Genomic DNA, 22,433 nt, shown 5'->3' on the forward strand with positions numbered 1-22,433 from the left:
CCATCTGATCATCCGGTGGTTTAGCCTACTGCTTGGACGTCCTGCTTGACGACGGCAAAAGCATTTTGCTCTTCGTCTTTGTACGGATAATACACGACGAGTGTAAAATCTCCCTCGACAAGCTCACCGGTCTCCATCCATTTTTCAATATCAAAGGTCACCTTGGCAGTCAGCGTGTGTTTGAAATAATCTTTTTCCAACGCAGCATGTGCCGCAAAATCTTCGCGGAGTCGCTCACGCTGCTCAGTTAGGACAGCAAACGTCTGCTGCATCTCTTCCTTGTCCATGACATCCTCCCACCACAGCTTGCGCGGGCGATGCTTCTGGTTGCGCAGGAAATCGAATTTCATCATGCTAAGCACATGACCCATGCCATCCACTTCCTGGAATTGCAAAAACTTCTGCAAACGTACGAACAAATCCTCTAATTGATGACCGATTCGGCCCCAACCTTGGTTTTCCCAATAATCACCAAATGCCTGGAAGAAGTCAAAAGCCGTTTCGAACTGATTCGCCAAGAGCCACTCCACTGTATAGTCCATCCGGTGCGCGTTCCAGTACTTTTCCAAAATGTCTTCTACACGCTTGATTTTTTGCATGTCATCAAAGGAAAGGACGTTGTTCCCTAAAATTTCGTAAGGAGCCTCATCCATAAAAACATAGCCGTGATTAGCCGCTCGCGCACGAACACCTGTCCCGCGCAGCATTTTCAAAAAGCCGAGCTGAAGTTCTTCCGGGCGCAAACCAAACACGTCATTGAAGGTTTTACGGAAGGACGCATAATCTTCCTCAGGCAAACCAGCGATCAAGTCCAAATGCTGATCGATTTTTTTCGAATCCTTGATCTGTGTCACTGTACGCGCAAGGCGATCGAAGCGCTGAATCCGCTGAACAAGGCGGTTGGTCTCATCATTCGTGGACTGAACCCCAATCTCGAAGCGGAAAATGCCTGGAGGTGCGTTCTCGGTCAAGAAGTCGAGTACGTCCGCGCGCAAAATGTCTGCCGTGATCTCAAATTGAAAGACCGTGCCATTGTGGTTGTCGATCAAAAACTGAAAGATTTCCAACGCATATTTCTTATTGATGTTAAACGTTCGATCCACGAACTTGATCGTTTTGACGCCGTGATTGATCAAACGCATGAGGTCTTCTTTCACTCGTTCCAGACTGAAATAGCGTACGCCGTCTTCAATCGAGGACAGACAGTATTGGCATTTGAACGGACAGCCACGGGATGCCTCGAAATAGACAACGCGGTTGTTCAGCTCGTCCAGATGATCCGCGTATGGGGAAGGAATGCTGTCCATCTCTTCAACCTGCGCACGCGGCATAGAAAAACGCACGTACTCCTCTTCGCGATAAGCGATTCCGGCTACATCACGCAAGCGCGGAGGCTGCTTGGTTTGCAATGATTCCTGGTACACCTGCAAAAGCTCCAAGAAGGTTTGCTCCCCTTCACCAATGCAGATGACATCGATTTCAGGATGCTTCTTCATCCATTCGTCCGCATCATAGGTCACTTCTGGTCCGCCGAGGATAATCGGAACATCCGGGCAAATCTTTTTCAGCGTGCGCATGACACTGAGGGTCTCACGAATGTTCCAGATATAACAGGAAAATGCAACGACATCGGGCTTGCGCTTGTGTATATCTGCTACTATATTTAACGTCACATCGTTGATGGTATACTCCACCAGCTCAATCGAAGGAAATGCTTCCTGAGCATAGCTTCGCAAATAACGCAAAGCGAGTGAGGAGTGAATAAACTTGGCGTTTAAAGTCGATAGTAAAATCTTCATAGATGGGTCTACTCTCCTTGCAAAATTCGGCACCAAAAAACCATCTGCAATCGATGGTTCAGGTCTGACCGATCTTTTTCCTTTCGTAACAGTACCATACGAGGCTAGTAACGGCAAATCGTTAACGGTTTAATTCACGCACCACATGCCCCAGCTCCGGCACGATCAACCGATTCATCGCCAGTCGCACCGCACCTGTCGAACCTGGCGTGGAAAAAATCATTTTCCCTTTCCGCGTCCCTGCAATCGCACGACTGAGCATCGCTGCCGAACCGATGTCTTCTGTAAAGCTCAACATCCGAAACAGCTCCCCAAATCCTGGCATTTCCTTATCGAGCAAGCCAGAAACAGCCTCAAAGGTATTGTCTCGGGGCGAAATGCCCGTACCGCCATTGAGAAGAATGACTTGAACGTCTTCATGTGCGATTCCTGCTTCAATCGCAGCTATGACCTGTACAGGCTCGTCCTTTACTATTTGATAAAGCGCAACGCTGTGACCTGCTTCAGTCAATAGTTGCTTCATTAATTGCCCGCTTTTATCTGTATCCACTGTCCGGGTATCGGAAACGGTGATGACCATGCATGTGACTTGCTTGGGCGATAGCGCCTTGTGTTCCTGCGTACTCATCCGTATTTTCCTCATTTCTTCAATATATATCTCTTCTCATGATATCATGTTCCGGTTTCCAATACCCTCGTCGTTCCGGCAACAATTTCTTTACTCCCTATACCCGAGATGCTTCCCTTTCCTATATAATGCTGATGACTGCTATTTTTTTGACTGACAAGGAGGCGTGCGCGAATGCCAGAGCGACCATATTTTTCTTTTCATTTCCACAAACAATCGCACACACCGATCTATGTACAACTCGCTGAACAATTGAAAACAGCGATTCTGCGTGGTGCCTTTCTTGTAGATGGACAACAATTGATATCGCTGCGAGATATGAAAACAATTAGCGGCTGCTCGTTGGAGACAGTCAAAAAAGCATACGATCATCTTGCGTTGGAAGGCTGGCTGGAAGCTGTGCACGGCAAAGGTTATTACTTGACGCAGCTTGCCAAAGAAGCTCGTTTGGAAAATCGCCTCCCGCTCACAGATATTCCGATCGCTTCCCTAGCTGATTCCTCCCCTCGTCCTAGCGAAGAGCTGGTGAAACGATTGCGTGGTGCCTTTTATGAGAGCCTCACCGTATTGGATGAACCGTCCGCGCAAAAGAAAATCAGGCGTACACAAGCTGCCAAGGTTTTTGCCGATCACCTCGGCCGTCGGGGGCTTCCTCACTCACCTGAGCGCCTCCTGCTTTTTAATAGAAGCACAAGCGGCTTCGCCTTTCTTGCCCAGCGTGTCATGAATTCACGTGATGTCGTCTATGTGGAGGAGTACAGCTATCCCGTTTTTCTTCGCCTGTTGAGTCAGTGCGGAATTACCGTTCGCCCGATTCGCATGGATGAAGAAGGCGTTTGTATTCAAGCTCTCACAGAAGAGCAGGAGCATTACCCGGCGAATTGGCTTTTGATTAACCCGCATTATCAATTTCCTACCGGTATCAGCTATTCGTTGAAAAGAAAGGAAGATCTGCTCGAATGGGCGCAAAGCTATAACGTACGTCTTGTGGAAAATGACCATTATGGCGACCTCTGGTTTGAAGAACCAAGTGTTCCGCTGTACCAGATGGCTGCACAGGCAAAAAGCCCTGTGGAGGTCTACTATCTGCATTCGTTGTCCAAAACGCTGGCTCGCGATCTGCAATTGGGCGTATTGATGCTTCCTTCTGATTTATCGGATGATGAGTTGGAGCGCTACAGTCAGCTTGTTTCCATGACAGGAGCTGAGCCATCCTTGCTCGTCGTGGAGTCCGCCGTTCGCCTCCTCGATGATCCATGGTTTTATGAAGAGTTTCTGACGGATCGTCGCGCCCTGTTCCAGACCCGCTTCCTGCGATTGTGGCAGGAAAAACGTCAGGCACTCCCTGATCATGTGCGGATGTACCCCATTTCAGGGGGATTAAATACGTGGATCAAATGGGGTACGCCAACCGCAAGAGCAACCGAACAAGAAGAGAGAGTCGTCGCTATTCTGCGTGAGGAAGGACTCGAGCTGACAGGCGGTCATGCTTTTCGCGTAGCAGATGAGCCCACCGACATTCTGCGCTGCCCGGCTGTCCGTTTTCCACTCGCTCCACTGGAAGAACGAGAGTTGAAGCATTGGCTTCACCGATTGGGGGCTGCTCTACTTCGGTAAGTTTTCCAAGGGAAATGCCATACTAAGAAATGGATTTCCCTCTTTTCCTTTTCACTAGACTCAAAAAAAAGCCGAGGTATAACCTGCTATGATTAAAAAAATCGTAGAAAAGCTTCACCTTGATCCACCAAAAACGCTTGTTCTTGGGTTTTCCTTGATTATCTTCTTGGGAGCGCTGCTTTTGACACTCCCGGTCGCTACAGCTGATGGACTTGGTCTGCATTGGCTTGATGCGCTGTTTACAGCCACCTCTGCTACATGTGTAACAGGCTTGGTTGTCGTCGATACCGGAACGACTTTCACTACCTTTGGTCAACTCGTCATTTTATCGCTCATCCAAATTGGCGGACTCGGCTTTATGACGTTCGCTACCTTTTTCGCACTAATCATGCGCAAAAAGATCTCTTTGCGCGAGCGACTCATTCTGCAAGAATCTCTGAATCAGATGTCGATGGAAGGTATCGTTCGTTTGGCCAAAATGATCCTGATCTTTACTGCCCTCACTGAGCTGATCGGCGGTGTGCTTCTCTCTATACGCTTTGCCTTTGATTTCCCATTGCCTAAAGCGATCTACTTCGGCTTTTTTCATGCAATTTCTAACTTTAATAATGCTGGCTTTGACTTGATGGGGGAATTCGCCAGCTTGACAGCCTACGTAGATGACCCGGTCGTCACGCTCGTTGTCTGTCTGCTGATCATCCTCGGCGGGATCGGCTTCATGGTTGTGAGTGAGCTGTACGATTACCGTCAAACGCGCCGTCTTTCTCTACATACGAAGGTCGTTTTGTCTACGACCGGGATATTAGTTGTCGCAGGAACTGCTCTGATCTTTATTTTGGAGTATGCGAATCCGAAGACCTTGCAGCCTTTGTCTATGATGGGCAAAGTGCTTGGCTCTCTTTATCAATCAGTGACAGCACGTACGGCAGGTTCGAACACCTTGAATATCGGTGACATGTATCAGTCATCCCTATTCCTCATGATTCTCTTAATGTTCATCGGTGCTTCCCCAGGATCAACGGGTGGCGGTATCAAGACGACGACATTCGCCACACTGATTGGTGCTGTTGTCGCCCAAATGAAAGGAAAAGAAGACGTGATCTTCTTCCGGCAACGCATCCTGCCTCACATGGTCTACAAATCGCTGACATTGACGATAATCTCCTTGTTTATTGTCCTTGTCATGACGATGGTGCTTTCCATTACAGAGACAAGTGCCCGATTCGAGATGATCCTGTTCGAGGTCACTTCTGCGTTTGCTACGACTGGATTGTCCATGGGGCTAACTCCTCATCTGACTCCAATCGGGAAAACCTTGATCGTATTGACGATGTTTGCCGGTCGGGTAGGGCCTCTCACCATTGCCTTTGCCCTCGCACAACGCAAGCAAAAGGAGTACTTCCGCTATCCAAAAGGGAAGATCACGATCGGATAAGTCGTATCATCATGGAGAAAACCCTGCCAGAGCACCCGAAGGACTTTGGCAGGGTTTCGTTTTGTGTATGATTTATTGTGTTTGCCACTGTTTGGACAGCTCGTCGCGAACCAGTTGGCCCATCTCGATTGTACCAATCGCTTTGCTTCTGTCTGCTGCGATATCGCCCGTGCGATGTCCTGCTTCCAGTACGGACCAAACTGCGTTTTCCACCGCTGCTGCCGCTTCATCCATTCCGAGAGAGAGACGAAGCATCATCGCTACGGACAGAATGGTTGCCAGCGGATTGGCAATGCCTTTTCCAGCAATGTCAGGGGCAGAGCCATGAACCGGTTCATACAGGCCAAAGCTGCCAGCTGCCAGACTCGCCGAGGACAGCATTCCAATCGAACCAGTCAGCATCGCTGCCTGATCACTCAAGATGTCGCCAAACATGTTTTCTGTCACGATGACGTCAAACTGTTTTGGTTCACGCACGAGTTGCATCGCGCAAGAGTCTACCAACTGGTGAGACAGCTCTACATCTGGATAGTCAGCCGCTACTCGCTCGGCTACCTTCCGCCAGAGGCGGGAGCTTTCGAGGACGTTTGCCTTATCTACAGACACGAGACGCTTTTGGCGTTTGCGGGCAACGTCGAAGCCAACTCGAATGATTCGCTCGACTTCCGCTTCATGATAGATGCACTGATCTTCTGCGACTTCACCGTTTGGACCGTCATAGCGTTTTTTCTCACCGAAGTAAATCCCCCCGGTCAGTTCACGTACAACGATCAAGTCAACGCCAGAAACGACTTCTGGCTTGAGGGTGGACGCATCCACCAGAGAGCTGTGCATGGTAGCTGGGCGAATGTTCGCAAACAATCCGAGTGCTTTGCGAATACCGAGTAGCCCTGTTTCTGGACGAAGATGCCCAGGATTCTGATCCCACTTCGGTCCGCCAACGGCTCCCAAGAGCACAGCATCCGCTTGCTTTGCCAACGCTACCGTTTCTTCTGGCAACGGTGTTCCATCCGTATCGATTGCGATCCCACCGATCCGGCCTTCTTCACATGTAAAAGTGACACCTTCAAGTTCCCCTACGAGTGTAAGGACTTTGACCGCTTCCTGCATGATTTCTGGTCCAATACCGTCTCCAGGAAGAACGGCGATGCGATAGTTTTTCTTCATCGTTTATCCCGCTTTTCTATACGTAATGGTTTCCGAACGCTGCTGGTTCCTATGATCCTATCCACTTTAAACCCTATCTTTATATCGTTGCACTGACAGGAGTAGGCTCGCCTCGCCGCTCCATAATCTTGTTGACTGCCCGTACATAGGCAATGGCACTTGCTTCCAGCACATCCGTACTCACACCGCGTCCTGTTACGATCAGATCGTCCTGTTGAAGGCGTACGAACACTTCACCCAACGCATCTTGTCCATGGGTAACAGAAAGAATTTTGTAGTCGACAAGAGAGACTTCTTCTCCGGTAGCACGGTCAATGGCTTTGTAGATAGAATCAACCGATCCATTTCCACATGCGGCTTCTTCGCATACCGATCCGTCGGCACGAACCAGTCGCACACTCGCTGTCGGAACGGAAATGTTGCCGTAAGCGAGCTGCAAGGATTCCAGCTGGAACGCTTCAGGTCCGCGAACCATCTTGGAATCGACTAATGCGAGGATGTCATCATCCGTAATTTCTTTCTTCTTGTCGCACAATACTTTAAATGCTGCAAACGCTGCGTTTACCTCTTCTTGCTCCAAGTGATAACCCAGATCAACCAACTTTTCTTTGAAAGCATGACGGCCAGAGTGCTTGCCGAGAACCAGTTTGTTTGACTTGAATCCAACCGATTCCGGACGGATAATTTCGTACGTAGTGACCTCTTTTAACACACCATCCTGGTGAATACCGGATTCGTGCGCAAACGCATTTGCACCCACGACTGCTTTATTTCCTGGCACGATCATCCCTGTCAAACGGCTTACCAGCTGACTGGTCCGTGCGATTTCTTTCAAATTCAGCTTGGTCGTCGCCTGGTAGTAATCCTTGCGTGTCTCCAAGGCAAGCGCCACTTCTTCCAGAGCAGCATTTCCTGCGCGCTCTCCGATTCCATTAATGGTACCCTCTACTTGCGTAGCTCCACCCTCGACAGCAGCAAGACTGTTGGCGACTGCCATCCCGAGGTCATCATGGCAATGGCAGCTCAGGCGAATCAGATCAGTAGAAGGCACGCGTTTTTTCAGCTCTCGGAAAATGTTTCCGTATTGATACGGCGTCATGTAACCTACCGTATCTGGAATATTTACTGTGGTAGCCCCTGCCTTGATGACCGCCTCTACAACCTCTGCCAAAAAGTCGATCTCGGTACGCGCCGCATCCTCTGCGGAAAACTGAACTTCCGTAAAATACTTTTTCGCATAGGTGACCGCTTCCACCGCCCGAGCAAGGACTTCTTCCTTGCTCATGTTCAGCTTGAACTGACGGTGAATCGGAGATGTTGCGAGAAAGACGTGGAGGGAAGCGTTTTGTGCGTTGCGAAGCGCTTCGTATGCCTTATCCATGTCGTCTTTTACGGCACGAGCCAGACTGACGACGGTTGCATTCTTCACCCGTTTTGCAACTTCGGCCACAGACTTTTGGTCACCAGGGGAGGCAGCAGCGAAGCCCGCCTCCATTCTGTTTACGCCCAGCTTCTCGAGTTGAAGGGCGATCTCCACCTTTTCGTTCGTGCTAATATTGACGCCCGGAGACTGCTCCCCATCGCGCAGAGTCGTATCAAAAATCTCAATGGTCCGCATGAACTTTTCACCTCCACATTTTTCCCTACATTATATATACATTTTTTACACACCTATTTATTGACCGATTTTCACTTCTTCTTTTTTCGTATCTTTGTTGATCCAAGACATCATGCCACGCAGCTGCTCCCCTACTACCTCGATACCATGCTCGGATTCCAGACGGCGACGGGAAGTGAAGCCAGGACGGTTTGCTTGGTTTTCCAAGATCCAATTGCGAGCAAATGTACCATCTTGGATTTCTGCCAGTACTTTTTTCATTTCTTTGCGAGTCTCATCTGTGATGATGCGACGACCTGTGCTGTAGTCACCGTACTCAGCCGTGTCACTGATGGAGTAGCGCATACGAGCCAAGCCACCCTCGTACATCAGGTCAACGATCAGCTTCAGCTCATGCAAGCACTCGAAGTAGGCGATCTCAGGAGCATAACCTGCTTCCACCAATGTATCGAAGCCCGCTTTTACCAGCTCGCTTGCGCCACCGCACAATACTGCTTGCTCACCGAACAGGTCTGTTTCTGTCTCTTCACGGAAAGAAGTTTCGATTACGCCTGCTTTTGTGCAACCGATACCGCTGGAGTATGCGAGTGCCAGATCTTTCGCGTTGCCAGTTGCATCTTGGTAAATTGCGATCAAACCAGGTACACCGAAGCCTTCTTGGTATACGCGACGAACAAGGTGACCCGGGCTTTTTGGAGCTGCCATGATTACGTCTACATCAGCTGGTGGCACGATTTGCGCGTAGTGGATGTTGAATCCGTGTGAGAAGCAAAGTGCAGCGCCGGATTTCAGGTTTGGAGCGATCTCGTCGCGGTATACTTGTGCTTGACGCTCATCCGGCATCAGGATTTGTACTACGTCAGCGCGTTTGGTTGCTTCTGCTACAGTCAAAACTTCAAAACCGTCTTTCGCTGCAACATCCCAAGATTTACCTGGACGAAGACCCACCACTACTTTATAACCGCTATCGCGCAGGTTTTGTGCTTGTGCATGACCTTGGCTACCGTAACCGATGATTGCGATTGTTTTTCCACGCAGTACCTCTTGTTTTACGTCCGCTTCATAATACATTTTTACCATTTGTATAGCCTCCCTAAAAATGTTTAGTTTGAATTTCTATTCTGAAATTTTTCAATTTAAACCGTTGCTGCGGCTGTTGCTGGAACAATACTGCGCGCCATCGCTACTGAACCTGTTCTTGTCAATTCAATAACGCCGTAGCTTTGTAATAGTACAAGCAGCGCATCAATCTTTTCGGTGTCACCCGTTACTTGCACGATCAGTGAGCTAGGACCCACATCGACGATCGCGGCACGGAACGGCTCGACAATTCCGTTTAACTCTGCCAGCTGGCTGGGCGATGCCGTCACTTTTATCAGTGCCAGTTCCCTTGAAACAAAAGGGTTCTCGCTGAGATTCGTGACTGAGATGACATCGATCAGCTTGTGCAATTGCTTCATGAGCTGATTGATTTGGCGGTCATCTCCCCCGGTTGAAATGATCATCCGGGACAGCCCCTGTTCTTCCGTGCCTCCCACCGTAATGCTGTCGATGTTGAAGCCGCGTTGGCCGAACAGTGTCGCCACTCTAGTCAAAACGCCTGGTTGGTCGTTGACGAGTACGGAAATGGTATGTTGCTGCATCCTAATCGTCCCCCAATTCCATCTGATCTAGTGTGTTGCCTGATGCAACCATCGGATATACGTTTTCTTCCTGTGCAACTCGGAAGTCCACCACGACTGGTCCATCATGCGCAAGTGCCTCTGCCCAAACTGCTTCGGCTTCCTCTGGCGTGTGTGCTCGCAAGCCTTTTACGCCATATGCTTCGGCCAGTTTGACAAAATCCGGGCTGCATGTCAGATCGATTTGGCTATAGCGGTTATCGTAGAAGAGCTCCTGCCATTGACGAACCATTCCCAAGCACTGGTTGTTCACAATCGCTACTTTGACCGGAATGTTGTATTGGGAGACGATTGCCAGCTCCTGGTTGGTCATCTGGAATCCGCCATCCCCTACGACGGAGATTACCGTGCGATCTGGGTGAGCGATCTGTGCGCCAATTGCTGCCGGGAAGCCGAAGCCCATCGTGCCGAGACCACCGGAAGAGATAAAGGAGCGCGGGTGCTTGAACTTATAGTATTGAGCTGTCCACATCTGGTGTTGTCCAACGTCTGTTGTGACGATCGCTTCCCCATCTGTGGAGTTGTACAAGAGTTCAATCACTGCTTGTGGCTTCAATACGTCGCCATCTTTTTTGTACTTGTACGGATATTGTTCTTTCCACTCTTTCAACTGGCTGATCCACGCTTCTGAATCACAAGCTTTTGCGAGCGGAGTTGCTTTTGCCAGCGTGCTCTTCACGTCGCCCGCTACTGTTACCGCTGTGTCTACGTTTTTCCCCAGCTCTGCTGGATCGATGTCGACGTGTACGATGCGGGCTTTTGGTGCGAACTCCTTCGTGCGTCCCATCGTGATCCGGTCATCAAAGCGTGCTCCCAGACCAATCACACAATCCGCATTCAAGAGCGCTTGGTTCGCTGTGTAATTTCCGTGCATCCCCGGCATTGCCAACGATAACTCGTGTGTTCCAGGGAAACCGCCCAATCCCATGAAGGTGTTGATCACCGGGATGCGTGTTTTTTCAGCAAAGTCGCGCAATTCTTTCTCTGCTTGAGCTGCAATGATTCCCCCGCCCGCCAAAATGACTGGACGCTTCGCTTCGCTAACGGCTTTGACAAACTCTTGTACTTCTTCGTCGCTTGGTACGAGTGAAGCGCGGTAGCCGCGAATTTCCACTTTATCCGGGTAGGTAAATGGTGCCTTCTCATTGGCGACGTCTTTTGGAATGTCGATCAATACTGGGCCAGGGCGTCCAGTTGTCGCAATGTGGAACGCTTCCTTTACAATCCGCGGAAGATCGCGAATATCGCGGACAAAGTAGCTGTGCTTTGTAATCGGGATGGTAATTCCCGTAATGTTCGCCTCTTGGAACGCATCGGTACCAATCAGTGACTGTGCCACGTTACCCGTGATGCAGACTAGCGGAACCGAGTCCATCTGAGCAGTTGCAATCCCTGTTACAAGGTTCGTTGCTCCCGGACCAGAAGTGGCGATACATACACCCGGTTTGCCAGTCGCTCGGGCATATCCGTCAGCAGCGTGGATAGCGCCTTGCTCGTGGCGAGTCAAAATGTGCTTGAAGTAGCTCCCGTACAGGGAGTCATAAATCGGGAGAACCGCCCCGCCTGGATAGCCGAAAATGTATTCGACCTCCTCCAGGATCAAACAGCGAAGCAGTGTTTCTGCTCCTGACACCTCTTCCCCGAACTGAATCGGTGGAATGCCGTTCTTTTTCTGCAATTCGGCCATTTCAACACTCATTGCTCTCTCCTCCTCCCAATTCCAACAGGTATTGAAAATAACTATAGACACATAGAAAAACCCTTTCGCCCCGACACGGTTCGATTTCCATGTCTTTTGGGGCGAAAGGGTTCGCGGTACCACCCAACTTTATCGGCGCCTCGCGGTCAGCCGATCTCAGCCAGTCACAACAAATGTGGACTGTAACACGTTAACGGGTGTTAAGCGGTTTGGCCTACTACCTGCAAAAGCAAGTTTCAGCAAAACGGCTCGGAGGTGAGCAATGCGACGTACCCTATACCCGTTTCTCAGCATCAGGGCTCTCTGTAAAAGGGGAAACGCGCACCGTCCTCGTCATAGCCTGCTATTTAAAAAATATTTTCAATATTGTTGTTGTCAGAATAAAGTGTTACGTCTGATTATAGCTAGGCACCTAGGGGGTGTCAACGAAAACAAAAAGATTTTACTAGACTTTCGTCCGAACGAATGCTCAGTTAGAGATGGCTTTACAGCGCGGTTTTTGCGTGAAAGCGGATACAACAAACGGTCAAAACCGTTTTGTTGACCGCAAGCGGTCGCGTATACTTTTATGAAAAACGCCGAGACGTTTTTCACCAAACTTGTCCAGTTTTTGCAACGGAAAAAGAACGGCTTTGCCGTCCCTCTCCTGCTCTTCCGGTTCCGTTTTATTGCGGAGATTTCAATCCCTCAATCAAAATCGTCGCGACTTCCGGACGTGTAAATTCCTGAGGTGGCGTCATCCCGTTTCTCAACATTTCCCTCACTTTTGTTCCCGATAAGGTCATATGACAATCTCTGTCATGCGGGCACGTCTTGGTCGTCGCCATCCCTTGGCAGGCGTTGCAGTAAAAGCTGTGCTCAAAAAAGAGCAGCTGGATACCGAGCTCGCCAGGAGCAAACTCGGAAAAGATGTGCTGCGCATCATACGTGCCGTAGTAATCGCCTACCCCTGCGTGATCACGGCCAACGATAAAGTGCGTACAACCGTAATTTTTTCGTACCAATGCGTGGAACACCGCCTCACGCGGACCTGCATATCGCATAGCAGCCGGAAAAGCACCGAGCAGTACACGGTTGTGTGGATAGTAATTTTCCAGAAGGGCGAGATAGCTTTTCATTCGTACTTGTGCAGGAACATCGTCTGATTTCGTTTCCCCCATCAATGGGTTGAGAAAAAGGCCATCGACAATCTCCAATGCGGCTTTTTGAATATACTCATGCGCCCGGTGAACAGGATTGCGCGTTTGGAAACCAACCACCGTTTTCCAGCCATTTTCTAGAAATCTTTTTCTGGTTTCTGCCGGCGTCAAATAAAAATCAGAGAAGCGCTCAGGCTGTGGCTTTTGCAGGATTTCTACAGGCCCACCCACGTATAGGTTTGGCTTTTCAAACAGCTTTTTCACACCGGGGTGAGCAAGATCCACCGTGCGAAAAACGAGCTCTGCCTCACGCATTTTATCTGGCACAAAGCAGCTTTTCACCTGCAAAATCGCATAGTCCACTCCATCTTCCCCACGTAACAGAATGCTGTCGCCAGGCACAAGATCGTCATGCTCATCTGCATCGACAGCCAATGTCACCGGCAACGGCCAAATCGCTCCATTGGCCAGACGCATTGTTTCCACGACAGTTTGGTAGTCCGCCTCTTCCATGAAACCAGTCAACGGCGAAAATGCTCCGATGGCAAGACATTCGATGTCCGACAGGGTCCATTTGTCCACCATAATGGCTTTTTTGATCCCGTGCGGCAAAATCGCTTGCTTCACATCTTTCCCTCCTGCGCTGTTCATTTGTGCAGACCGCATTCGGTCTTTTCGAAGCCAGCCCACCGTCCCGACCGGGAATCTTGGCCAGGCAGGACAGCGCGCGTGCATACTCGGCAGCCAATGCTTGGATAGTTCCGGTCGTGCAATGGATTGTAAGGGACATCATGTGCATGGATATATTCCCACACCTGGGCCTCCGTCCAATCTGCTAGCGGATTGAATTTGACCAGGTTGAATTTTTCGTCCCACTCCACTTTTTTGGTATTCGCTCGAGTAGGTGATTGCTCGCGGCGAATGCCTGTAATCCACGCCTGATAGTTGGACAGGACGCGCTTTAATGGCTCTACCTTCCGAATCTCGCAGCAAAGATTCGGTTCTCGCTCCCACAGTTTGTCACCGTGTGTTTCTGCCTGCTCGGCTAACGTCACCTGTGGCTGCACTTGAATAAATGTCGTGCCGTACCTGACTTGCAGCTTGTCACGCGTATCGTACGTTTCAGCAAAATGAATGTTGGTATCAAGGTAAAATACAGGAATCGTGGGAGCCAATTTGTGCAGCATGTCGATTAAAACGACATCTTCAGCGCCAAAGCTGGCAGCTAGGATCAGACTCGCTGCATAGTTTTCCACGGCGTTCACAAGCACGTCTTGGGGCGCTTGAGTCTCCAGTCTGCTTGCCCATTCCTGTAATTCCTCATCCGCCATTTTCTGGCGATTGCTCATCAGCGAAACTCCTCTCTTGCTAGGATTCACCCACCATCATATGCCTAGTGACTGGAAGTGGCGCATCGTCCACCTACATCCAACTCGCCCAAACCAAACGGTCATGATCGTTTGATCGAATGCAAGCGGTCGCATCCCCTTTTATGAAAAACGTCGAGATGTTTCGATCCCCCGATGAGAGAGGACGCTTTTCACAGAAAAAAAGCCGCCAGACAGGGTCTGACAGCTTTCTTCTGCTTTATTTCTCCTCTTTTTCGTTTACGGTGGGGGCGAAAATAAAAGAGGCTCCGGTTTGTTGCGTGTTTTTGACCTCGGTTTTTTGAACCGTTGGTACGGCGTAAGAACCAGGGGTTACCAAGGAAGGTAGCACCTTGTAAGAATCATCCTTGTCTTTTGCAAACGCTCCTGGCACGAGCAATGCTGAACAGACTACTGCTGTTACACCCATCATCATCCATTTTGGTTTTCTCATCTATGTCTCTCTCCCTATCCAATGTTTTCCTGTAACGCTTTTTATTGTATGGCAGTAGGGAGTCTGCTCGACACGGACGAAAGATTGTTTTTTTCTCAGACTTGAGATGGATTCGTTTTTTCCAAAAGAAAAAGCATCCTGTTCGGATGCTTTAACCCATTAGTTTTTTTCTTTTTCGTTTACATTTGGGGCGAAAATAAATGCACTTCCTGTTGTTTGCGTACCTGCTGTTTGCGTACCTGTTACGGTATCTGTTTTCTGGACTACTGGTGCCGTCGTGTTCGGAGCAGGAGCGAAGAAAGCATTCGTCACGGAATATGCGTCTTCTTTCTCTTTGGCAAACGCCCCTGGCACGACCATCGCCGAACAAACAACTGCTGTAATTCCCAACATCATCCACTTTTGTTTTCTCATTTTGATCTCTCTCCCTATCCAATGTTTTCCTCTTATGGCTTTATTGTAAGGGATCAGCCAGGCTGTCTAACACGGACGGGAGGTTGTTTTTTACTCAGACCTTGGGCGGATTTTGCTTTAGGACCATAGCCTAGTTCTGTAAACAAAGAGGCGAATATGTTCGATCGCATTTTTGCTTACACATCAATCGTTGTCCTTGTATGCTTATACAGCTCTTCAATCGTCTGTCCTTTTGCTCGGGCAAGTACCTCCATGCGCACACTCAGTTGCTTTTTCGCAAACTGCTTCAAATCAGTGATCTTCACTCCGAATGCACTCACCCCTTGTGGGTCATCCATCCAGTCGTACAGATGAGTTGCCATCGGAGCTAACTCATCCATCTTTTTGGCAATGACATCGTAAATATGCGGATGCTCACAGATCAATCGCTGTAGCAGGAATGTTCCGTAGCTGATGTGCCGCGATTCGTCTGTCTTCAAATACCCAATTCCTTGCATGAGACCAGGCATGAGCCCCGTTTTGCTGAGTGCTTCGTAAAACGCATAGTAACCTGTCTCAGCGAGCACGCCTTCCACAAACATGTTGTAGACAGTAGAAGCTTCTGCGATGGCTTCGGGGGATTTATCCGTCAATAGACGATGGAGTGCATTCGGTAGGATCTCATGGAAAATTCGCTTGTACACATCATCGTGAAAATGATGCAAGTCTCCTGACTCGCCGATGTTGTCGAGAACCAACCGGAAAAACTCCGTATGCTTGGCCTCTTCAAAGAGGAAGGTCGTCAAAAACATTTCTTCCTCCAGTCGCCCTTCCTCTGCAATGACCATGATCAAAGGCAAAAGATCGAGGGTGACAGCCTCTTCCCCACCAAGAAAACCAGCAATCCGTCCCAAGGTTTCTTCCTTCTGCTCTGGATTCATATTCGCGTAATCTTCGCGGTCTTGTGTAAAATCAATGTCTTGCGGGTTCCAAATGCCGTATCTCTTCGCTTTTTGATACAACTGGTATGGCAGTAGCTCCTGATCGAATCCTTTTTGGCTGATCGAAACAAAACCATTCCTCATCCCCATCCAACCTTTCTTTTTTCTGATACGCCTTCTATTTCGAATGAATGAAAGAAGTTGTGGAGTTGTTAATTTATACCAATTCTATTCTTTACGCTCCGATCTGCGGTTTGATAAAATGAAGGCGCTGTAGGTTGATTATAGGTCAGGCTGAACGGTCGTTCATATCCCCAAAAATCAGGGGGTGTTTATCACTCAAATGGAGGTGGCAATCACTCCATGGTCAGTCCAGAGCTGAACATGTACATCGATCGAATCGAAGAAACCGCATATTACGAGGAGAAACTAGTGCTTGCTGTACGTGGTTTCGTGGATCTCTTTCCTTTTACGGGAGCCATTCTGTGCAATTACTCCACGCTCAGTCAAACAGGTGAAGGACTATGGTCGATCCTTGACCAAGAGTTATGCTCCATCCGAAATATCCGGGTGGACTTGCGCAATATGCCCCTTATCCAGCAGGCGATCCGTGAACAGAGAGCCGTACTACTAGATTCTGAGGCGATTCGTCAGTTGCCGCCCCATTTAGTGTACGGCGCCCCTTATGCGCTCATTCTCCCTATCAGCTATGGGCCTAATGTACTCGGCTACGCCGGTATTTCCTGGCATCAGGATGGCTGTTCTGGCATCAACCATCCATTGGTACAATCTTTGAGCGCATACTGTTCGATGCTGGGCAAAGTATTGGCAACCGACTCTCATCGCCCTAAAACCGCCAAGCTCTCTCGCCGAGAAGTCGAAGTCATGCAGCGAATGTCATGGGGCGAAAGCGTTAAAGAGATGGCGACCTGGATGGGAATTAGTGAGTTTACCGTACAGGATTACATCAAGTCCGCCTTAAAAAAGCTCGGTGTACAAAATCGTGCACAGGGTGTGGCAGACGCTATTCGCCAGCGAATCATTTGTTGAATAGAAACAGAAAAAACAACCGAATGTGAGCTCGGTTGTTTTTTCTTTGATTCAAACTTCCCTTTCTACGTTCTGATTTCAACCACGTTTCTCGGTGCTGTTCTCGTCCGTTGAATCTCCCTGATTTGAGAAGTAGTCAGATTGCGTCCCACAAAAATGAACGACGAGGTACGATTGTTGAAGCCAAAATTACCGAGGTTGGCAATATCTCGATTGCCCCGAAAGACACGAAAATCGCCTTGATAAGCGGTTCCTGAAAACAGAACGAGTGTCACTCGGCCATTATTCCCTGCTCGTAATCGAAAACTCGACAGTACGTCATTGAATTCAAGAGCCTGACACTGTCTAACTGCTACCCCACGTCTACGAAAACGAATACGACGAGCTTCAAAGTTTCGACCTGCCCATAGGCTTACTCGTAATTCTGCCATGCCACTCAACTCCTCCTATCTTTGCTATAAGATATGACAAGGAGATTGATAGCGTGTGGACAGGTGTAGGATGCTATTCGCTTGATTTTGCGCTCTAGACCACAACAAAAAAGCCAACCTTGCCCTCAATCGGGAAGATCGGCTCTTCTATTCAAAAATTAAGCGTTCAGTTTGCTTTTTGCAACTGTTGCCAGTTCGTTGAACGCAGCTTTGTCGTTAACAGCCAAGTCAGCCAGCATTTTGCGGTTAACTTCGATGCCAGCAACTTTCAGGCCGTGCATCAAACGGCTGTAGGACAGACCGTTCATGCGAGCTTGTGCGTTAATACGAGTGATCCACAGTTTGCGGAAATCACGTTTCTTTTGACGACGGTCACGGTATGCGTACAGCAGGGATTTCATTACCTGCGCATTAGCGGATTTAAACAGGCGATGTTTGGAACCGAAGTATCCTTTCGCCAGCTTCAGGATTTTCTTATGACGACGGCGTGTAACAATGCCACCTTTTACTCTTGGCATACTAAACTCCTCCTGGTCTTTCCAGCATGGCGGCCTACTGCTAGGCGCTTAGGGAGCTCATGCTGCGTAATGGTGTGTAATAAAGAAAAACTTACAGGTAAGTGAGCATTTGCTCAATACGTTTTTGATCGCCTTTGGAAACGAGTGCAGCTTTGCGCAGGTGGCGCTTAGCTTTCGTCGATTTGTTAGCGAACAAGTGGCTACCAAACGCACGGTCGCGCTTCAATTGGCCGCTTCCAGTCTTTTTGAAACGTTTCGCAGCGGCCTTGTTGGTTTTCATTTTAGGCATCTGAAAAATCCTCCTGTCTAAACTACTATCTTACTGCTTTTCCGCTTTCGGAGCCAGAATCATGATCATGCTGCGGCCCTCGATCTTCGGCTTGCGCTCAGGCGAAGCGAGATCTTCACACTGGGCAGCTACACGTTCCATAACGCCTAGTCCAATTTCGGAGTGGGTGATTTCCCGTCCACGGAAACGGATCGTACACTTCACCTTGTGTTGATCCTCCAAGAACTTGCGGACGTTGCGAAGCTTTGTTTGAAAATCGTGTTCCTCGATGTTAGAAGAAAAACGCACTTCTTTCAGCTCGATGATCTTCTGGTTTTTACGCGCTTCTTTTTCCTTTTTCGCCTGCTCGTATTTGAACTTTCCATAGTCCATGATACGGCATACAGGCGGCTTGGCTGTAGGAGCAACGTTTACCAGATCCAATTCAGCTTCCTGGGCAATGCGCAATGCTTCCCTAAAAGGTACGACTCCCAATTGGCTCCCGTCAGCACCGATTAAACGGACTTCACGGGCACGGATCGCTTCGTTAATTAACATTTGATCCTTGCTAATACTTGCCACCCCCGTCAATTTCGAGAAGGAACAAAAATGTGCGAACGCATTCTGCGCCCGCACATATCTCACCTAAGCAATTTCATCGGATCCGAGGATCCTTGCGTAAGAGTTACCTGTCAACAGTCGTATACGACGTCGACCCAGGTGAGAAGCTGGGCGCCTCTGCTTGTTCTCGAAGTATGAAGTGTTGTTTATACACGCAATTTATATTACTAGGTAGCTTGGGTTTTGTCAAGGCTAATACCTAATTATCCCCCGATATGGGACATTTCGACCTTTTCACGCTTGTCGAGACCAGGCGTTTCACTTAGTCGTTCCTCCGAGTAGCGCACGTCACGCCGCTCCCAGATCGCACGTATCAGCTCGCGAATCTCTTCATCCGAGCGTCCATCGCGGACTGGTTCGCGCAAATCATCTCCGGATGAAGCGAAGAGACAATTATACAATTTCCCTTCTGCCGACAGACGCGCCCGCGTACAAGTGGAGCAGAAAGCTTGGGTCACCGATGAGATCAACCCGATCTCCTGGTCCGATCCCTCATAGCGATAGCGAGAAGCCACTTCTCCATAGTAGTTCGCTTCGGTCGCTACCAACGGCATCTCTTCATGGATCATACGCACGATTTCACGGGAAGGTACGACTTGATCCAGCCGCCAGCCGTTACTGTTTCCCACATCCATGAATTCAATGAATCGAAGGGTGTGCCCTTGCTCACGGAAGTACCGTGCCATCGGCAAAATATCTTGATCATTGACTCCGCGCTGTACCACCATGTTGATCTTGATCGAAAGCCCAGCATCTGCTGCAACACGAATCCCATCCAGCACAGCATCGACCTGATAGCCTCTTCCATTCAACATCCCAAAGCGCTCATTATCCAAGCTATCCAGGCTGACCGTGACCCGATCCAGTCCTGCTTCTTTTAGCGCTTGCGAATGGCGCGACAAGAGAGAACCGTTGGTCGTCATCGCAATATCTTGAACGCCTTCTACTTCACGTATCATTCGAATCAATTCAGGCAAATTTCGGCGCATTAATGGCTCTCCGCCGGTAATGCGGATTTTCCCGACTCCAAGCGAAGTAAAGATCTGGGTCAAACGGGTAATTTCCTCAAAGGTCAGCAACTTGCTTTGCGGCAAAAACTCAAAATCCGGTCCAAAAATATCGGCAGGCATGCAATAACGGCAACGAAAATTACATTTATCGGTGACAGATATTCGTAAATCTCGGAGAGGACGGTTCCGTAAATCAAGCACTTTATCTGGCATAGCTGTTCACTCTCCTTTTATCTATAGGACGACTTTTCCTCTTCATCTTCATCATACCGTATTTCAACTTCGTTCCAGTCTATTATCTTAAATCGAAATCGCCAAATTTTCAAACGCAAACAGCACATTGTGGCATAAATGGGTTCGCTTTGCAAAAAAAGAGTACGAATTCCTCCTGACATTCGTACTCTTCCCGCTATGCATTCTTATATCCTAAATTTGCGAATCATTCTTTCCAATTCGCGAGCCATCTGGTTCAAGGATTCAAATGAAACGGCAAACTCTTCCATTGTGGCCAACTGACCTTTGGAGGAAGCCGCCAGATTTTCAGCATTGTGCGCTGAAACCCTTGCAATTTGGGCAGTCTCGTCCACAGATGCTGCTACTTGTTCCGATCCGGCAGACATCTGTTCAGAGACAGCAGATACCTCTTGAATTTGATCGGTTATCTGTTGAATTTCTTGCAAGATGCGTTGGAAAGCTTCTCCTGACTCCAGTACAGTAGACAATCCAACCTGAACATCTTGATTGACGGAATCCATCGAGTTGACCGCCATGTTCGTATCTGTTTGGATCTCCTGAATCAGGTTGGCGATTTGTCGAGCAGACTCATCAGATTGTTCTGCGAGCTTTCTCACTTCATCTGCTACGACAGCAAAACCTCGTCCATGCTCTCCCGCACGAGCAGCTTCAATGGCTGCGTTGAGAGCAAGCAGATTCGTTTGAGAGGCAATTCCTGTTATCACGTCAATGATTTGCACAATTTCTTTGGAACGCTCACCCAATTGCTTGACGACGGATACGGAATGTTCCACAGAGCCACGGATGGAGTCCATTTGCTGGATAGCCTTTTGGATGGACTGGTTTCCTAGCTGCGCTTCATCCGCCGTACTTGTAGATGATTCCGAGATAATGGAGGTTGTCTCCGCCACACGTTGGATGCCGATCGACATTTCTTCCATCGCTCTTGCGGATTCTTCCGTACCTCGGAGCTGATTTTGCGCCCCGCTCGCTACTTCCTGTATCGTGGTAGATATTTTGTTCGCAGTATCTACATTGTCCGCCATGCGAACCGATATGTTGTCTGACGAAGTAGAGAGGGTGTTCACCGCTTTTTGGACTTCCCGAATGAGTCTTTGGATGGATACTTGCATCACCTGAATGCTATGACCAAGCATGCCGATTTCGTCTTTTCGATCCAATAGGTTTTTGGGCAATTCCGCGGTAAAGTCACCTCGACCGATCTGTGCAATCTGGTCAACGATGGCAAGCAATGGCTTGGTAAATTTATGCGAGAAAAGAACAGAAGCAACAGCCGCTAGTAAGGCAAACAAAATACTTAATGCCCCAATGGTGAAACCGATTTGATTGGCTTCAGCAGAGAGCTCAGCTTTTTCGATAAACGAAATATATTTCCAACCGGTTTTATTGGAAGTAAAGACGTTCGCCAAATACTCGGTATCGTTCATCGTGACCGCAAAGCTACTGGGGGTATTCTCTGCAATAGCGGCCAATTCAGGAATTTGGGTATCTTTCAGGTTTTTCGAATTGAGCTCGGGGTTCTTGGGATTAGCTAAAATCGTTCCGTCTTTGCCCACCAGCATGAGATAACCCGTTTTCCCAATCTTAATTTCTTTCAAAATATCGGTTAGCCCTTTTAAATTCACATCCAGTCCAACAACGCCCAATGGTTCACCCTTGTCATCCTTTAACGTCGTCACGTTACTGATCACGATACTGTTATCGCCCAAATAGAGATAAGGATCTGTTGTGATCACTTTTCCGGGATTCTCCATTGGTTTTTTGTACCAATCCCTTGTACGCGGATCGTAATTCGCGATGACATCATCTGTCGGCCACTGTATGTATCCTCCGTATTTTGTCGCTAAATAAATAAAGGCAGTATTCGGATGAGAATCGACAAATCGCAGGAAATCTTGAAAAATAGCGGCCTCTACCCCGCCATTTTGCAGTGGGGTATGCTTGGTTTTGGTTGGTTTGTCCATATACGTCGTGATGGTGTTATCTGCACGCTTTAGTAAGGGACTGCCTGCTATCAGGTTGACGTTTTCACGAATCGAGTCGAAATACAAGTTAATCGCGTTGTCTACCTGAGCCACTTCTTTTGTCGAGGATTCAATAAAATAAGACTGGATTCGCTCCTCCATACTGACATATACAAATGAGCTAATCACCCCAATCGGGATTAAAATAATGGCAAGAAATGCTGCTATCAGTCTTTGCTTGATGCTTACCCGCATGCGAATCCCCCGCTGTTCTTCTTGATGTCGTATAAGAATACTAACTCTACATCCTTTTCCCGTTCTTTTTTCCAAGTAAACGTATCAAGTAAACGTTTACTGAAAAAAAGCCGCCCGAAACT

At 48.6% G+C, this 22,433-nt stretch carries 21 protein-coding genes; 3 read left to right on the forward strand and 18 right to left on the reverse strand.

Annotated elements, in window-relative coordinates; translation table 11 throughout:
• Positions 1-20 precede the first annotated feature (20 nt).
• A complete protein-coding gene (locus ODZ53_RS16345) occupies positions 21-1,799 on the reverse strand; it encodes a B12-binding domain-containing radical SAM protein (RefSeq protein WP_372678347.1) in 1,779 nt (592 codons plus the stop codon).
• Between the two features lie 121 nt (positions 1,800-1,920).
• Positions 1,921-2,427, reverse strand: a complete 507-nt coding sequence (locus ODZ53_RS16350; protein WP_372678349.1) for a MogA/MoaB family molybdenum cofactor biosynthesis protein — start codon at positions 2,425-2,427, stop codon at positions 1,921-1,923.
• Between the two features lie 174 nt (positions 2,428-2,601).
• Between ODZ53_RS16350 and ODZ53_RS16355 the strand changes: the two genes are divergently transcribed.
• Both ODZ53_RS16355 and ODZ53_RS16360 read left to right on the forward strand, forming a co-directional pair.
• Complete coding sequence (locus ODZ53_RS16355; protein ID WP_372678351.1) at positions 2,602-4,044, forward strand: aminotransferase-like domain-containing protein; 1,443 nt, start codon at positions 2,602-2,604, stop codon at positions 4,042-4,044.
• Between the two features lie 88 nt (positions 4,045-4,132).
• Positions 4,133-5,479, forward strand: coding sequence for a TrkH family potassium uptake protein (locus ODZ53_RS16360; RefSeq protein WP_372678353.1), 1,347 nt, complete (start codon positions 4,133-4,135; stop codon positions 5,477-5,479).
• A 72-nt stretch (positions 5,480-5,551) separates the two neighbouring features.
• On the opposite strand, the gene leuB is transcribed toward ODZ53_RS16360, so the two are convergent.
• The 10 genes from leuB to ODZ53_RS16410 form a co-directional block, all read right to left on the reverse strand.
• Positions 5,552-6,646, reverse strand: a complete 1,095-nt coding sequence (gene leuB / locus ODZ53_RS16365; RefSeq protein WP_372678354.1) for a 3-isopropylmalate dehydrogenase — start codon at positions 6,644-6,646, stop codon at positions 5,552-5,554.
• Positions 6,647-6,725: 79 nt separating this feature from the next.
• Positions 6,726-8,264, reverse strand: coding sequence for a 2-isopropylmalate synthase (locus ODZ53_RS16370; RefSeq protein ID WP_372678356.1), 1,539 nt, complete (start codon positions 8,262-8,264; stop codon positions 6,726-6,728).
• A 57-nt stretch (positions 8,265-8,321) separates the two neighbouring features.
• Positions 8,322-9,344 (reverse strand): ketol-acid reductoisomerase, encoded by a 1,023-nt coding sequence (ilvC, locus tag ODZ53_RS16375; RefSeq protein WP_012685345.1) that lies wholly within the window; start codon positions 9,342-9,344, stop codon positions 8,322-8,324.
• A gap of 56 nt (positions 9,345-9,400) precedes the next feature.
• The gene (gene ilvN, locus ODZ53_RS16380) at positions 9,401-9,907 is read right to left on the reverse strand and encodes an acetolactate synthase small subunit (protein ID WP_016739051.1); all 507 of its coding nucleotides are present in this window, start codon (positions 9,905-9,907) and stop codon (positions 9,401-9,403) included.
• Position 9,908: 1 nt separating this feature from the next.
• Positions 9,909-11,645 (reverse strand): biosynthetic-type acetolactate synthase large subunit, encoded by a 1,737-nt coding sequence (ilvB, locus tag ODZ53_RS16385; protein WP_172140790.1) that lies wholly within the window; start codon positions 11,643-11,645, stop codon positions 9,909-9,911.
• Between the two features lie 665 nt (positions 11,646-12,310).
• The gene (gene sat, locus ODZ53_RS16390; RefSeq protein WP_372678359.1) at positions 12,311-13,450 is read right to left on the reverse strand and encodes a sulfate adenylyltransferase; all 1,140 of its coding nucleotides are present in this window, start codon (positions 13,448-13,450) and stop codon (positions 12,311-12,313) included.
• Complete coding sequence (locus ODZ53_RS16395) at positions 13,432-14,133, reverse strand: phosphoadenylyl-sulfate reductase (RefSeq protein ID WP_064200986.1); 702 nt, start codon at positions 14,131-14,133, stop codon at positions 13,432-13,434. The genes sat and ODZ53_RS16395 overlap by 19 nt, the downstream gene beginning before the upstream one ends.
• A 238-nt stretch (positions 14,134-14,371) precedes the next feature.
• The gene (locus tag ODZ53_RS16400; RefSeq protein WP_372678361.1) at positions 14,372-14,605 is read right to left on the reverse strand and encodes a hypothetical protein; all 234 of its coding nucleotides are present in this window, start codon (positions 14,603-14,605) and stop codon (positions 14,372-14,374) included.
• A 159-nt stretch (positions 14,606-14,764) separates the two neighbouring features.
• A complete protein-coding gene (locus tag ODZ53_RS16405) occupies positions 14,765-15,019 on the reverse strand; it encodes a hypothetical protein (protein ID WP_372678363.1) in 255 nt (84 codons plus the stop codon).
• A gap of 176 nt (positions 15,020-15,195) precedes the next feature.
• Positions 15,196-16,089 (reverse strand): R2-like ligand-binding oxidase, encoded by an 894-nt coding sequence (locus tag ODZ53_RS16410; protein WP_256435376.1) that lies wholly within the window; start codon positions 16,087-16,089, stop codon positions 15,196-15,198.
• Positions 16,090-16,302: 213 nt separating this feature from the next.
• Between ODZ53_RS16410 and ODZ53_RS16415 the strand changes: the two genes are divergently transcribed.
• Positions 16,303-16,989: a helix-turn-helix transcriptional regulator gene (locus ODZ53_RS16415; protein WP_372678365.1), complete on the forward strand. Its 687-nt coding sequence runs from the start codon at positions 16,303-16,305 to the stop codon at positions 16,987-16,989.
• Between the two features lie 65 nt (positions 16,990-17,054).
• Here ODZ53_RS16415 and ODZ53_RS16420 read toward each other — a convergent pair whose 3' ends face one another.
• From ODZ53_RS16420 to ODZ53_RS16445, 6 genes are all read right to left on the reverse strand, one after another.
• Positions 17,055-17,420 carry a hypothetical protein gene (locus ODZ53_RS16420; RefSeq protein ID WP_041749316.1) on the reverse strand — a complete coding sequence of 122 codons (366 nt, stop codon included), beginning with the start codon at positions 17,418-17,420 and terminating at the stop codon, positions 17,055-17,057.
• Between the two features lie 158 nt (positions 17,421-17,578).
• Positions 17,579-17,938, reverse strand: coding sequence for a 50S ribosomal protein L20 (gene rplT, locus ODZ53_RS16425; RefSeq protein ID WP_007728568.1), 360 nt, complete (start codon positions 17,936-17,938; stop codon positions 17,579-17,581).
• A 91-nt stretch (positions 17,939-18,029) separates the two neighbouring features.
• Positions 18,030-18,227 (reverse strand): 50S ribosomal protein L35, encoded by a 198-nt coding sequence (gene rpmI / locus ODZ53_RS16430; RefSeq protein WP_012685334.1) that lies wholly within the window; start codon positions 18,225-18,227, stop codon positions 18,030-18,032.
• 30 nt (positions 18,228-18,257) lie between these two features.
• Complete coding sequence (infC, locus tag ODZ53_RS16435) at positions 18,258-18,764, reverse strand: translation initiation factor IF-3 (RefSeq protein ID WP_056497366.1); 507 nt, start codon at positions 18,762-18,764, stop codon at positions 18,258-18,260.
• 266 nt (positions 18,765-19,030) lie between these two features.
• Positions 19,031-20,050, reverse strand: coding sequence for a GTP 3',8-cyclase MoaA (moaA, locus tag ODZ53_RS16440; RefSeq protein WP_372678368.1), 1,020 nt, complete (start codon positions 20,048-20,050; stop codon positions 19,031-19,033).
• Positions 20,051-20,256: 206 nt separating this feature from the next.
• Complete coding sequence (locus ODZ53_RS16445) at positions 20,257-22,311, reverse strand: methyl-accepting chemotaxis protein (RefSeq protein ID WP_372678370.1); 2,055 nt, start codon at positions 22,309-22,311, stop codon at positions 20,257-20,259.
• Positions 22,312-22,433: the final 122 nt, after the last annotated feature.

The sequence above is a fragment of the Brevibacillus sp. BD137 genome (assembly GCF_041644655.1).
GTDB lineage: Bacteria > Bacillota > Bacilli > Brevibacillales > Brevibacillaceae > Brevibacillus > Brevibacillus brevis_D.

Bases quoted from the DNA above. Each gene is read 5' to 3' on its own strand.
- ODZ53_RS16345 (WP_372678347.1), bottom strand. From the start codon at position 1,799: ATGAAGATTTTACTATCGACTTTAAACGCCAAGTTTATTCACTCCTCA.
- ODZ53_RS16350 (WP_372678349.1), bottom strand. From the start codon at position 2,427: ATGAGTACGCAGGAACACAAGGCGCTATCGCCCAAGCAAGTCACATGC.
- ODZ53_RS16355 (WP_372678351.1), top strand. From the start codon at position 2,602: ATGCCAGAGCGACCATATTTTTCTTTTCATTTCCACAAACAATCGCAC.
- ODZ53_RS16360 (WP_372678353.1), top strand. From the start codon at position 4,133: ATGATTAAAAAAATCGTAGAAAAGCTTCACCTTGATCCACCAAAAACG.
- leuB (WP_372678354.1), bottom strand. From the start codon at position 6,646: ATGAAGAAAAACTATCGCATCGCCGTTCTTCCTGGAGACGGTATTGGA.
- ODZ53_RS16370 (WP_372678356.1), bottom strand. From the start codon at position 8,264: ATGCGGACCATTGAGATTTTTGATACGACTCTGCGCGATGGGGAGCAG.
- ilvC (WP_012685345.1), bottom strand. From the start codon at position 9,344: ATGGTAAAAATGTATTATGAAGCGGACGTAAAACAAGAGGTACTGCGT.
- ilvN (WP_016739051.1), bottom strand. From the start codon at position 9,907: ATGCAGCAACATACCATTTCCGTACTCGTCAACGACCAACCAGGCGTT.
- ilvB (WP_172140790.1), bottom strand. From the start codon at position 11,645: ATGAGTGTTGAAATGGCCGAATTGCAGAAAAAGAACGGCATTCCACCG.
- sat (WP_372678359.1), bottom strand. From the start codon at position 13,450: ATGCGGTCTGCACAAATGAACAGCGCAGGAGGGAAAGATGTGAAGCAA.
- ODZ53_RS16395 (WP_064200986.1), bottom strand. From the start codon at position 14,133: ATGAGCAATCGCCAGAAAATGGCGGATGAGGAATTACAGGAATGGGCA.
- ODZ53_RS16400 (WP_372678361.1), bottom strand. From the start codon at position 14,605: ATGAGAAAACCAAAATGGATGATGATGGGTGTAACAGCAGTAGTCTGT.
- ODZ53_RS16405 (WP_372678363.1), bottom strand. From the start codon at position 15,019: ATGAGAAAACAAAAGTGGATGATGTTGGGAATTACAGCAGTTGTTTGT.
- ODZ53_RS16410 (WP_256435376.1), bottom strand. From the start codon at position 16,089: ATGGGGATGAGGAATGGTTTTGTTTCGATCAGCCAAAAAGGATTCGAT.
- ODZ53_RS16415 (WP_372678365.1), top strand. From the start codon at position 16,303: ATGGTCAGTCCAGAGCTGAACATGTACATCGATCGAATCGAAGAAACC.
- ODZ53_RS16420 (WP_041749316.1), bottom strand. From the start codon at position 17,420: ATGGCAGAATTACGAGTAAGCCTATGGGCAGGTCGAAACTTTGAAGCT.
- rplT (WP_007728568.1), bottom strand. From the start codon at position 17,938: ATGCCAAGAGTAAAAGGTGGCATTGTTACACGCCGTCGTCATAAGAAA.
- rpmI (WP_012685334.1), bottom strand. From the start codon at position 18,227: ATGCCTAAAATGAAAACCAACAAGGCCGCTGCGAAACGTTTCAAAAAG.
- infC (WP_056497366.1), bottom strand. From the start codon at position 18,764: ATGTTAATTAACGAAGCGATCCGTGCCCGTGAAGTCCGTTTAATCGGT.
- moaA (WP_372678368.1), bottom strand. From the start codon at position 20,050: ATGCCAGATAAAGTGCTTGATTTACGGAACCGTCCTCTCCGAGATTTA.
- ODZ53_RS16445 (WP_372678370.1), bottom strand. From the start codon at position 22,311: ATGCGGGTAAGCATCAAGCAAAGACTGATAGCAGCATTTCTTGCCATT.